This window comes from Alishewanella sp. BS5-314 (assembly GCF_025377695.1).
In the GTDB taxonomy this organism is placed as follows: domain Bacteria; phylum Pseudomonadota; class Gammaproteobacteria; order Enterobacterales; family Alteromonadaceae; genus Alishewanella; species Alishewanella aestuarii.
In genome coordinates, this window is sequence record NZ_JACEHJ010000002.1 from 2,014,502 (window position 1) to 2,027,062 (window position 12,561).

General features: G+C 52.1%; 10 protein-coding genes. 6 read left to right on the forward strand and 4 right to left on the reverse strand.

What is annotated here, in order from left to right; genetic code table 11:
- Window positions 1-73: 73 nt before the first annotated feature.
- Together H1D31_RS13890 and H1D31_RS13895 are read right to left on the reverse strand one after the other, a co-directional pair.
- Window positions 74-1,102 (reverse strand): substrate-binding domain-containing protein, encoded by a 1,029-nt coding sequence (locus tag H1D31_RS13890; protein WP_008607000.1) that lies wholly within the window; start codon window positions 1,100-1,102, stop codon window positions 74-76.
- 90 nt (window positions 1,103-1,192) lie between these two features.
- Window positions 1,193-2,833, reverse strand: a complete 1,641-nt coding sequence (locus H1D31_RS13895) for a methyl-accepting chemotaxis protein (protein ID WP_261259393.1) — start codon at window positions 2,831-2,833, stop codon at window positions 1,193-1,195.
- A 171-nt stretch (window positions 2,834-3,004) separates the two neighbouring features.
- Here H1D31_RS13895 and folM point away from each other — a divergent pair, with 171 nt between their 5' ends.
- Window positions 3,005-3,742, forward strand: a complete 738-nt coding sequence (folM, locus tag H1D31_RS13900; RefSeq protein ID WP_261259394.1) for a dihydromonapterin reductase — start codon at window positions 3,005-3,007, stop codon at window positions 3,740-3,742.
- A gap of 93 nt (window positions 3,743-3,835) precedes the next feature.
- Here the strand turns inward: folM and H1D31_RS13905 are convergent, their stop codons facing one another.
- Window positions 3,836-4,126 carry a high-potential iron-sulfur protein gene (locus H1D31_RS13905; protein WP_008606996.1) on the reverse strand — a complete coding sequence of 97 codons (291 nt, stop codon included), beginning with the start codon at window positions 4,124-4,126 and terminating at the stop codon, window positions 3,836-3,838.
- Between the two features lie 304 nt (window positions 4,127-4,430).
- Here H1D31_RS13905 and H1D31_RS13910 point away from each other — a divergent pair, with 304 nt between their 5' ends.
- Window positions 4,431-5,669, forward strand: a complete 1,239-nt coding sequence (locus H1D31_RS13910; RefSeq protein WP_261259396.1) for a DUF819 domain-containing protein — start codon at window positions 4,431-4,433, stop codon at window positions 5,667-5,669.
- 71 nt (window positions 5,670-5,740) lie between these two features.
- On the opposite strand, the gene typA is transcribed toward H1D31_RS13910, so the two are convergent.
- Window positions 5,741-7,576 (reverse strand): translational GTPase TypA, encoded by a 1,836-nt coding sequence (gene typA, locus H1D31_RS13915; RefSeq protein WP_065955674.1) that lies wholly within the window; start codon window positions 7,574-7,576, stop codon window positions 5,741-5,743.
- A 362-nt stretch (window positions 7,577-7,938) separates the two neighbouring features.
- Between typA and glnA the strand changes: the two genes are divergently transcribed.
- From glnA to glnG, 4 genes are all read left to right on the forward strand, one after another.
- The gene (gene glnA, locus H1D31_RS13920) at window positions 7,939-9,348 is read left to right on the forward strand and encodes a glutamate--ammonia ligase (protein WP_261259398.1); all 1,410 of its coding nucleotides are present in this window, start codon (window positions 7,939-7,941) and stop codon (window positions 9,346-9,348) included.
- A gap of 143 nt (window positions 9,349-9,491) precedes the next feature.
- Window positions 9,492-10,013, forward strand: coding sequence for a DUF4124 domain-containing protein (locus H1D31_RS13925; RefSeq protein ID WP_261259399.1), 522 nt, complete (start codon window positions 9,492-9,494; stop codon window positions 10,011-10,013).
- A 76-nt stretch (window positions 10,014-10,089) separates the two neighbouring features.
- A complete protein-coding gene (gene glnL / locus H1D31_RS13930) occupies window positions 10,090-11,151 on the forward strand; it encodes a nitrogen regulation protein NR(II) (RefSeq protein WP_261259400.1) in 1,062 nt (353 codons plus the stop codon).
- Entirely contained in the window at window positions 11,148-12,560 is a 1,413-nt protein-coding gene (glnG, locus tag H1D31_RS13935) for a nitrogen regulation protein NR(I) (protein WP_008606986.1), read from the forward strand. Before glnL ends, glnG begins: the two co-directional genes overlap by 4 nt.
- Window position 12,561 lies beyond the last annotated feature (1 nt).

Consider the following 12,561-nt stretch of genomic DNA (forward strand, 5'->3'; position numbering starts at 1 on the left):
AGATTGCACTTTTATGACAAAGTGACGCAAACGAAAAAAGGCGCCCTAAGGCGCCTTAGCGTAATATCGGATATTACAGAGATTTTTTGCTGCGGATAGTTTGCAGAACTTCAGCACGCTCAGCATCAGCCAGTGGGATCAGACCTGCAGCTTCCAGTGGACTACCAAAACCTGAAGTCGCTTCAGACACGTGGAACTCAGCATATTCCTGCAGACCTGGGATCACGCCGATATGCTGGCCTTTTACATAGAAAAACAGCGGGCGAGATACCGGGTAAGTACCCGCGATAATGTTATCGATAGTTGGTACGATACCGCTTACGGTAGCCACTTTAATACGGTCACGGTTGCTTTCATAGAAGCTTAAACCGAATACACCGACTGCATCTTTCTGGGCCTGTAAACGGGCCAGAGTTTCAGTGTAGTCACCAGCGATTTCAACTACACGGCCGTCAGTACGCATCGCTAAACAGAAGTTATTCTGGTCAGCAGATGGCATGGCTTTTACTTCTGGCAGCGTCTTACAACCGTCCAGAATCACTTTCTCTTCATATACTTCACGGGTACCGTGGTTTGAACCAGGGATAGCTAACAGAATTGCCTGATCTGGCAGTGACTTGTCGATTTGTGACCAGCGAGTGTATGGGTTAGCAACCATCTGGCCATTTTGTGGTACCTGAGCGGCCTGAGCCAGGAATACGTGCACCGGCTGCAGAGCAAAAGTACCGGCATCAATGCGTGACGCAAAGACGATACCATCGTAGCCGATCTTCACTTCGATAACTTCTGTCACACCATTGGCTTTACAGCTGTCCAGCTCGGCAGGACGGATAGCGCGTGATGAGTTAGCGATATCAATAGTGTTAGTGCCAACGCCCTGACAGAATTGACGTAAACCACCGCCAGAACCACCTGAACCAACAACCGGTGTTTTGAACTGAGCAAAGCTGTTACCAAACTCTTCAGCAGCGATAGAAGAAAACGGCAGTACAGTTGATGAACCGGCGATTTGAATAGTATCGCGGGTAGCTTGCGCCTGAGCGGCAAAGCTCAGTGATACGGCAGTGGCCAGAACCAGTTTAGTTAAGTTTTTGATTTTCATTTAATCATTCCTCAAAGTGGACGTTTTAATTTGTACCGGCTTAGTCTGCTTGCTTTTTATTTCAGCAATATGACAATAGAAAATTTTTTCTTAGTTAGTGCGAAATTGTTGCCAGCCACGCTCTAACTCTGCCGCCAGCGCGGTGAGTTCTTCAGCAGCCTGCGACGACTGACTGGCGCCCTGATGCAATTGCTGGCTGGCCTGATGCATGGCCGCAATACCTGACACAAAGCGGCCGGCCGTTTGCTGCTGCTCATTACCTGCCAGACTAATTTGCTGATTAATATCACTGAGTGTAGCAACCTCAGCTGCCAACTGCCGGAATTGCTGCTCGGTTGCCCTGGCCTGCTCGACACTGTCTTTCGCTTGTACATCGGCCTGGGCAATGCTGGAGCAAGCACTATCCGCTTGTTGTTGCAGGGTGCTAATCATCTGCCGGATCGACTCAGTGGCCTGCTTGGTATTGGCGGAAAGGGTACGTACTTCATCGGCAACCACTGAGAAGCCGCGACCGGCCTCACCGGCGCGTGCCGCCTCAATGGCCGCATTTAACGCCAGTAAGTTGGTTTGCTCCGAGATCTTGCCGATAACTTCCAGCACACCGGAGATCTTGCCGGAGTCTTGCTGTAATTGTTGCATCAGCCTGGCGGCGGCAGCCATTTGCTGCGCCAACTGTTCGGCGCTGTGCATACTCTTCTGGCTTACCTGCTGGCCCTGCTGACACAGAGCGCTGGCATTCTGACTGACCTGATTGGCCGAGCCGGTATGGCTGGCCACCCGATCCAGTGCCTGCATCATCTCACTGACCGCGTCAGATAATTGATCCGCTAACCGGGCTTGGTCCGCAGCACCATTATTCACCTGGTCGCTAATGCCGGACACCTGCGTCGCCTGACTACTCAGCTCCCGCGCACTGCCGCCTAGCTGTTGCAGCAGGCCAGCAAAACGCTGCAGCATTAAATTCAGTGCCCGGGCCGCTTCGGCAATCTCATCACGGCCACGTTCGTCGGCACGTAAGGTTAAATCGGCTTGCTGTTCCAGTTGTAACAACAGATCACGCAGCCGGGTCAGCGGCTTATTCACCGCGCGGCGGGTTTGCCAAATCAGCAATAACACAAAGGCGGTTAGCAAGGCGCCGCCAACCAGATACACCAACAGCATCTGCCCGGTTAGCTGCTCAGAGGCATCCCGCACCTCAGCCGCAGCATCGATTTGCTGCTGAATAAACTGCTCAGCCAGAGTAGCAAAAGGGGCAATCTGCTGTTTAAATTCGTTATTAATGCTGGAATCATTCAAAATTTTGATTAGCAGCGCATCGTCACCGACAAAGCCTATCCAATCCTGATAGTGTTTAACGGCTTTGGCAAAGGCCGCGTCCAGCGCGGCAAAAGCCTCTTCATCCGCCGGCGATTTTATCGTACGCTGCTCACTAAAACCTTGCCATTGCGTCGCAGCTTCAGCCAGTAGCGCCTGCACGCTGCTACGGGTCGCCTCGGCCGAAGACCAGCCGGATTTATATTGCTGCACCTCGCTAAACGCCTGCTGTTGCAGAATTTTTTGACTTTGCATAACACCAGACAGGATCGCCAGGTGTTCATGATACAGGCGGTTAAACAGCTGGTCCTTGCTGTTAGCGGCCTGAAAAGATGCCACCAAAACCAGCAGCAACAAACCCAGGGGTACCAGTCCCAACACCAGCACCCGGCTGGCGATGGTAGAGAAATTAAACATAGTGAGGACCTGCATCGGAGTGAAACTGGCGGCAACTTAACAGCTAAGTGTGTCTTTTTTATGACAGCAGCAATCCTTACGCAGGGATCCACGGCAGTAAGCGTAAAGTATATACTTGCTGCTACGCCTGCCTGACCGTCAAAACTTCAGGCAATTAACCAAGGATTTCCTATGCATAAACCCATTATCGTCATCACCGGAGCCGCGCAGCGTGTTGGCCTGGCACTGGCGTTAGACCTACAACAGGCCGGTTATCAAGTGGTGGCCAGCTACCGTAGTGAGCGACCGGGGCTGGCACAACTTAAAGCCGCCGGCGTGCTAACCTACCAATGCGATCTGACCGATCTAAATAGCCTGGCGGATTTTATCAGCCAGCTGCAGCAGCTTGGTCCACTGCGGGCGCTGATCCATAATGCCTCGGACTGGCGCAAGGATCCGCCGGCAACTGCAGACTCCTTGTTGGCGCAACTGCAAGCAGAAGCAGAAAGCTTTGATTATTTGCAGCAAATTCATGCCCGTACGCCCTACTTGCTTAATCGTGCGCTGCAGCCACAACTGCAGCTCAGTGAGCAGGCCGATATTATTCAGCTGAGTGATTTTGTGGCCTGTGTTGGCAGTAGCAAACATATTGCCTATGCAGCGTCCAAAGCCGCGCTAGAGAACCTGACCCTGTCTTTTGCACGGCAATTTGCACCAAAGATTAAAGTTAATACCATAGCGCCGGCGCTACTGATGTTTAATGCCGGTGATGCCGAGGAATATAAACAGCAGGCTTTGCAAAAGTCGTTGTTACAGTGTGAACCTGGGGCACAGGAAGTGGTAACAGCAGTACGCTATATTCTGGACAGCCGCTATCTGACCGGACGGGTACTGGCGCTGGATGGCGGTCGGCATTTAAATTTACCCTGAGTTTCGCGTAAACCCCAACGCAACACTGAAGTTTAGACGCGGCGCACACAAAAACGCCGGCAGCAGGCCGGCGTTTATCCTCAAGGCGTTAGCTTAAACCTTTTTCACCCAGGCAGCACACCAGCCTTCTGAGGCGACTAATTTGCCTGGGAAAATGGCGCAAGGCCGCCATTCCTGGCCGTCCTCACCCTGGATCAGGTTACAGTTACTGCATTTCTGACCTTCCACTTCCGACTTGTGGGTATAGCGCATCGCTGCCGCTAAAGGGTCATCCAGCTTTAATTGCTCAGCGGCAAAGGCTCTGAGCGTGACACCGCCCAGCGTCATACCAATGACGGTACCGGCTGAGATTTTGAAAAAGTTACGACGGTTAATATTATTCATTCGAACACTCCTGCATTGTAGTAAGGGCCGCTGGCCGTTGCCGGCTAACGCTGGTCTGCCCTGATTATCATACTGAGGATCCGTCTTTGCGGATTTGATAAGTATCAACTTAAGTTCGGCTTTTTAACCATAACAGCTATAGCGATACCCGGTGTAGGGTAGCAGACAATGGCCCAGGCTGCGACCAGGCGGGACAGCTACGCGGCAGAAAGATTGCCAGCTGTGACCTTTTTACGGCACACTAGCAACACCCCAGCGCCTGAACTCGCTCTGGCGCCCATTTCTGAGCTAAAAAGAATAATATATGCAAGAAACCACTGTTTTGATCACCAACGATGCCGTCGTTCTTGGCCTGCTGGCGCTGATCCTGGGGCTGGTGTTTTATACCAGTCACAGTGCTAACCGCTACTGTAAGGCTTTTTACCGTTATGTCCCTGCCCTGCTACTTTGCTACTTTATTCCGTCACTGTTAAACAGCTTTGGCATCATTGATGGGGAAGGCTCGGCCCTGTACAAGATGGCATCGCGCTATTTATTACCGGCCAGTCTGGTATTGCTGACGCTGAGTGTCGACTTTAAAGCCATTATTGGCCTTGGCCCGAAAGCGCTGATTATGTTTCTTACCGGCACCCTGGGGATTATTATTGGCGGTCCACTGGCACTTTTGATGCTGGGTAGCCTGTACCCGGAAGCACTGGGCGGTGATATCTGGCGTGGCATGAGTACTATCGCCGGTAGCTGGATTGGTGGTGGCGCCAATCAGGCCGCGATGAAAGAAGTGTTTGAAGTTGATGGCAGCATTTTCTCGGTGATGATTACCGTGGATGTCATAGTGGCTAATGTCTGGATGGCGGTGCTGTTGCTGATGGCCAGTCGCGCCAGCTATTTCGACCAGAAAACCGGTGCCGACACCAGTGCTATTCGTCATCTACAACAGAAGATCGAGAATTATCAGGCTCAGCATGCGCGCATTCCGACCATGCATGATCTGATGCTGATCTTTGCCGTCGCCTTTGGCGTGACCGGTTTTTCACATTTAATTGCCGATATCGTTGCGCCCTGGATTGGCCGCGAAGCACCGGTGCTGGCAGACTATAGCCTGGCCAGTACCTTCTTCTGGCTGGTGGTGGTAGCCACCACCGTTGGCCTGATCCTGTCCGCAACCCGGGTCAGACAACTCGAGGCAGTAGGCGCCTCCAAGGTCGGCAGTGCTTTTTTGTATATCCTGGTAGCGACTATCGGTATGCATATGGATGTGACCGCCATTCTGGACTACCCACTGATGTTCTTGGTCGGTATCGTCTGGATGGCCTTTCATGCTGGCCTGATGTTACTGGTGGCGAAATTGATTAAGGCGCCGCTGTTTTATATGGCGGTAGGTAGCCAGGCGAATGTCGGTGGCGCCGCGTCGGCACCGGTGGTCGCTGCCGCCTTTCATCCATCGTTGGCGCCGGTGGGTGTACTGCTGGCGATCCTCGGTTATGGCCTGGGCACCTATGGCGCCTATCTGTGTGGCCTGTTACTACGGATGGTGGCACCTTAAAGCCTTGTTGTTAGCGCCGATAAAACAAAGCCCCGCGTTAAGCGGGGCTTTGTTATGTCACAGCAAAGCGCTTACTCTGACTGACGGCTGGCGCGTTTACGCTCGTTCTCGGTCAGGTGCTTTTTGCGAATGCGGATCGATTTTGGCGTCACTTCAACCAGTTCGTCGTCATCGATAAATTCCAGTGCGCTTTCCAGCGTCAGCTTGATCGGTGGCGTCAGGGTTAAGGCTTCGTCGGTGCCGGCAGCCCGGATGTTAGTCAGCTGCTTACCTTTTAAACAGTTAACGGTCAGGTCGTTGCTGCGGCTATGAATACCGATAATCTGACCTTCGTACACTTCGTCAGCATGGCTGGTAAACAAGCGACCACGCTCCTGCAGCGTAAACAGTGCATAAGCCAGCGCTTTACCGGTAGCGTTAGAGATCAGTACGCCATTGTTACGCTGACCGATGTTACCGCCTTTAAAGTCACCGTAGTGATCAAAGGTGTGGTACATCAAACCGGTGCCAGAAGTCAGCGTCATAAACTCGGTACGGAAACCGATTAAACCACGGCTTGGCATCACGAAATCCATCCGGATCCGGCCTTTGCCATCCGGTTGCATATCGGTCATTTCGGCCTTACGCTCACCCATCTTCTCCATGATTGAGCCCTGATGCTGCTCTTCCACGTCGATGGTGACCACTTCAAACGGTTCCTGCTTCACGCCATCGACCATTTTCATGATCACTTCCGGCCGTGATACCGCTAATTCAAAGCCTTCGCGACGCATATTTTCAATTAATACGCCCAGGTGCAGTTCACCGCGACCTGAAACACGGAATTTATCGCCATCTTCAGTTTCTTCTACCCGCAGTGCCACGTTATGCTTCAGCTCGTTGTTCAGGCGCTCCAGGATCTGGCGCGAGGTGACAAACTTACCTTCTTTACCAGCAAACGGCGAGGTATTGACCTGGAAGGTCATGGTTACGGTCGGTTCATCAACCTGTAACGCCGGTAAAGCTTCAACCTTACTTGGGGCACAGATGGTATCAGAGATTTTCAGCTCACCTAAACCGGTAAAAGCCACGATATCCCCAGCGGTGGCTTCCAGCGTTTCATGCCGCTCTAAGCCTAAATAACCGAATACCTGACCAACCTTACCGTTACGCTTGCTACCGTCCGCGCCAATAATGGTCACTTGTTGGTTTGGCTTTAAAGTACCGCGCTTAATCCGGCCGATACCGATAATGCCTAAGTAGCTGGAGTAATCCAGTTGCGATACCTGCACCTGAGTTTCGCCTTCCAGCTCAACTTTCGGTGGCTCAACGTATTTCACGATGGCTTCGAACAGATCAGTAATATCGTCTTTCTTCACATCGGCTTCTAACGATGCCCAGCCGTTTAAGCCTGAGGCATACACGATTGGGAAATCCAGTTGCTCATCTGAGGCGCCCAGGTTGTCGAACAGATCGAATACCTGATCGATAACCCAGTTGACCCGTGCACCCGGCTTATCAACTTTGTTGATAACGACGATTGGCTTTAAACCGTGGGCAAAGGCTTTTTGCGTCACAAAGCGGGTTTGTGGCATCGGGCCTTCAACGGCATCAACCAGCAGTAATACCGAGTCTGCCATAGAGAGTACCCGCTCTACCTCGCCACCGAAGTCGGCGTGGCCAGGGGTATCCAGGATATTGATCTGATAGCCATTCCAGCGTACAGACGTATTTTTTGCCAGGATGGTAATACCCCGCTCAGATTCCTGAGCATTGGAGTCCATGATCCGCTCCTGCAGCTTGGCGCGCGAATCCAGGGTACCGGATTGCTGCAACAGCTTATCAACCATAGTAGTTTTACCGTGGTCAACGTGGGCGATAATGGCAATATTACGAAGCTTGTCGATGGATGACGCTGTGACGCTCATGAATAACTATCCTCTGTGTGGCACTAGATGACCAGAATGACCACCAGGCGAACGCAAATAAAAACTAAAGGGCGCATATTCTACTCTGTTTTCGCGCCGAAACAAAAAACTCCTGCAAGCATTTCGGTATTTTTTTTCGGCAGCCCCTTTTCGCCGCCGATAATTGACTACACTGAAACGGGTTAGCTTTAGCACCATTATGAAGCGCTTGCGCACCAAGTTGGTGCAACACTAAGGCTTGGCGCAGCAGCCTTGCAAATTAAACCGATTAAATACAACATCTTAAGATATTGGCATATATCTGGCATTTAACAGGGCAACCAACCGGATATTTGCTCAAAATGGGTCACTTGGAGGAATACATGTCTGTAGAAAACGTACTGAAATTAATCAAAGAGAACGAGGTTAAATTTGTTGACCTGCGTTTTACCGATACTAAAGGTAAAGAGCAGCATGTAACGGTACCGGTCAGCCAGATCTCAGAGAGCACCTTTGAAGACGGCAAGATGTTTGATGGTTCTTCTATCATGGGCTGGAAAGGTATCAATGACTCAGACATGATCCTGTTACCGGACCCAACCACTGCCGTGCTGGACCCGTTTTTTGAAGAAACCACGCTGAATATCACCTGCGACGTCATTGAACCAAGCACCATGCAAGGTTATGACCGCGATCCACGTTCTATCGCCAAACGTGCCGAAGACTATCTGAAGTCAACCGGTATTGCCGATACCGTGCTGTTTGGCCCGGAACCAGAATTCTTTATGTTCGACGATATTCGTTTCGAAACCAATATGTCGGGCTCATTCTTTAAGATTAACTCTACTGAAGCCGCCTGGAACTCAGGTACGGCTTACGAAGAGGGTAACAAGGGCCACCGTCCGGGCGTTAAAGGCGGTTACTTCCCGTTACCACCGGTAGACTCAGGCCATGACATCCGTAGCGCCATGTGTATGGTACTGGAAGAAATGGGTCAGGTAGTCGAAGCCCACCACCATGAAGTCGCCACTGCCGGTCAGAACGAAATCGCGACCCGTTTCAATACCTTAACCAAAAAAGCCGATGAAATTCAGCAGTTAAAGTATGTGATCCATAACGTGGCACACCTGTATGGCAAAACTGTTACCTTTATGCCAAAACCACTGGTAGGCGATAACGGTTCAGGTATGCACTGTCACCAGTCACTGGCTAAAGACGGCGTCAACCTGTTTGCTGGTGATAAATATGCCGGTTTATCTGAGCTGGCGCTGTACTACATCGGCGGTATTATCAAATACGCTAAAGCGCTGAACGCCTTTACCAACCCGTCAACCAACTCGTACAAGCGTCTGGTTCCGCACTTTGAGGCCCCGGTTATGCTGGCTTACTCTGCCCGTAACCGTTCTGCGTCAATCCGGATCCCGCTGGTACCAAGCGCCAAAGCCCGTCGTATTGAGTGTCGTTTCCCGGATCCGGCCGCTAACCCATACCTGGCCTTTGCTGCCCAGTTAATGGCCGGTATTGACGGTATTCAGAATAAGATCCACCCAGGCGATGCGATGGATAAAGATCTGTACGATCTGCCAGCAGAAGAAGCAGCTAACATTCCACAGGTTGCTACCTCGCTGGATGAGGCCCTGAACGAGCTGGATAAGAACCGCGCCATCTTCACCAAGGGCGGCGTAATGTCAGACGATATGATTGATGCTTACATCGCTATCAAGCGCGCCGAAGCCCGCAAAGTATCGATGGCAGTACATCCACTGGAATTCGAACTGTACTACAGCGTTTAAGTAAATGGCGGCAAGCCAGCGTTACTAATTCCTTAGTATTAAAACAAAAAGCTCACTCCGGTGAGCTTTTTTTTGTAGAAAAGTTAACGCTTTCCAGCTAAAGTTAATCTGATCGTCAGGATGACATTTTAGGCATGGTAACCATGAAACTGCGGACACTGCTACTGCTGATAACTTTACTTGCGCTGCACGGCTTCGTAGCGGCTCAGGAAAAACGTATCTATGTGACCCGCGATGCCAATGGCGTAGTGATCTTCTCCGATAGTCCAACCCCCGGTGCCGAAGAAATTACCCTGACTGTGCGCCCCAATCTGATGGATCCGGTGGATACCCGGATGCCAGATAAAAAGCCCGCCGAACCCGAACCTTTTAAAGTCAGTATTATCCAGCCGGAAGAGCAAGGTACGGTGCGCGACAACACTGGCTCAGTTTATATTGAAGGCCGGATCACACCGCGTTTTCAACGCGGCTTCAGAGTGCGGCTGGTATTCGACGGTCTGGCTTATGGCGAGCCACAAAACAGCGCCGTCTTTGTACTACGCGATGTTGACCGCGGCGCCCATACTATTCAATTAGAACTCCTCGACCAAAACGGCAAGCTAATTGCAGTAAGTCCTGTCACAACCTTTTATTTGCATCGGGCCAGCATAATTTCACCAAATTAGTGCAAAGCCAGTGTAATCCGACTTCAGTCGGGCTAAACTGCCGCTCATAAGCACCAATTTGGTGCAAAGGAGGGGTATGACAGCACACGCAAGCAGCCAGGGCTTGACCGAGCAGCTCACCACTGCAGTACTGGTGTTGGATAGCCAGTTACAGATTTGTTATTTCAATACCGCCAGCTGTGCGGTATTAGGGCTGGGCGAAAAACGTCTGGCGCAACATTATTTTCCGGCCTTATTCCAGCATCTGGATTTAAAAGCCAGCCACTTACACAATGCTTTATTGCACCGCCAATCCTTTAGTGTTGGCGATGTACAGGCGGTGACTATCGACGGCCGCCTGTTACTGCTGGATATTGCGGTAACCCTGCTGGAGCAGGAACAGCCGCAGTTGTTGCTGGAACTGCGACAAGTCGAGCAGCAGCGCAAGATTAGTATGGAAAATCTGCAACAACATCAGCATCTGGCTGCCCGCGAGCTGGTACGCAATCTGGCACATGAAATTAAAAACCCGCTCGGCGGTCTGCGTGGCGCGGCACAATTGCTGGAAGAGTCGCTGAATGACGAACAAAAAGAGTACACCCAGCTAATCATTGCCCAGGCCGACCGCTTGCGCAATCTGGTGGACCGCTTACTGGGCCCGTACCGGCCACCGCAGCGTATCCTGAGCAATTTACATCAGATGGCCGAGCAGGTACTGCAACTGGCGCAAATTGATAATCCAGCGCCGATCCGCTTTCACCGCGACTATGATCCCAGTATTCCGGATTTTTACTTTGACCCTGAGCTGTTACAGCAGGCGCTGCTGAATATCGTGCGTAATGCCCAGCAAGCATTGCAGGACGGCGGCGATATTACGTTGCAAAGCCGTATTCTGTCGCAGCACACCCTGCACGGCAAAAGATACAAACTGGTCGCCTGTATTAAAGTGATTGATAACGGGCCGGGGATCCCGGCGGAGATCCGCGATACCCTATTCTATCCGATGGTCAGCGGCAAAGCCGGCGGCACCGGCCTTGGTCTGTCCATCGCGCAAACCCTGATCCATCAACAATGTGGCTGGATCGACTGCGAAAGCTGGCCCGGTCACACCGCCTTTATGCTTTATCTGCCAATTTCAGACTATGAGGAAGCACCATGAAACAGGATGTCTGGATCATTGACGATGATAATTCTATTCGCTGGGTACTGGAAAAGGCGCTGAGCCGCAGTGCCATTGACTGCGAAAGTTTTGCCTCAGCCGATCTGATGTTACAGCGGCTGGAATATGAACAGCCGGCGGTCGTGGTATCCGATATCCGGATGCCGGGTACCGATGGGATGGAACTGTTAAGCCGTTTACAGCAACTGAGCCCGGAACTGCCGGTGATCATTATGACGGCGCATTCGGATCTGGACAGTGCGGTCAACGCTTTTAAACGGGGCGCCTTCGAGTATCTGCCGAAACCCTTTGACGTTAACGATGCCGTCAGCCTGATCAGCCGCGCGCTGGAGCACAGCAAAAACCGGCGCGCCAAACAGCAGCCGGCAGCACCGCTGCTCAGTACCGAAATTATTGGCGAAGCGCCGGCGATGCAGGAAGTGTTTCGAGCCATCGGCCGCCTGGCCCGTTCCAGTATCAGTGTGCTGATTAATGGCCAGTCCGGCACCGGTAAAGAACTGGTGGCGCGGGCACTGCATAAGCACAGTCCACGGCATGAACAGCCTTTTATCGCGCTGAATATGGCCGCAATCCCGAAGGATCTGATCGAGTCTGAGCTCTTTGGTCATGAAAAGGGCGCCTTTACCGGTGCCCAGAATGCCCGTAAAGGCCGCTTTGAGCAGGCCGATGGGGGCACCCTGTTTCTGGATGAAATCGGCGATATGCCGCTGGACGTACAAACCCGGCTGCTGCGGGTGCTGGCCGATGGCCAGTTTTACCGGGTCGGTGGCCATCAACCGGTAAACGTCGATGTGCGGATCATTGCCGCGACACACCAGGATTTAGAGCAACTGGCCGCGCAGGGCAAGTTTCGGGAAGACTTATTCCACCGCTTAAATGTGATCCGTATTCATCTGCCGTCCCTGAAAGATCGCCGCGAAGATATCGGTAAACTCGCGCGGCACTTTTTACAGCAAGCGGCGACCGAGCTGAATGTGGAAGCCAAAACGCTAAGTAAGGAAGCTGAGCAGGTGCTGACCCGGCTTGACTGGCCGGGCAATGTGCGGCAACTGGAAAATACCTGTCGCTGGTTAACCGTGATGGCCAGTGGCAAGCATATCGTGGTGGCGGACTTACCGCCGGAATTACTGCAGCAACCGAAAACTCAGCCAAAGCTGAGTAGCGCGGAGGGCCATACCGATTGGCAAAGTTTATTAGCAGCCTGGGTTAGCGAGCGCCTGGCAGCGGGTCAGGATAATATTCTGGACGAAGCCGCACCAGCCTTTGAGAAAATTGTACTGGAACAGGCGCTGCGTTATACACACGGCCATAAACAGGAAGCGGCCCGCAAACTGGGTTGGGGCCGCAATACGTTAACCCGCAAGCTGAAAGAGCTGGGGGTAGAATAGC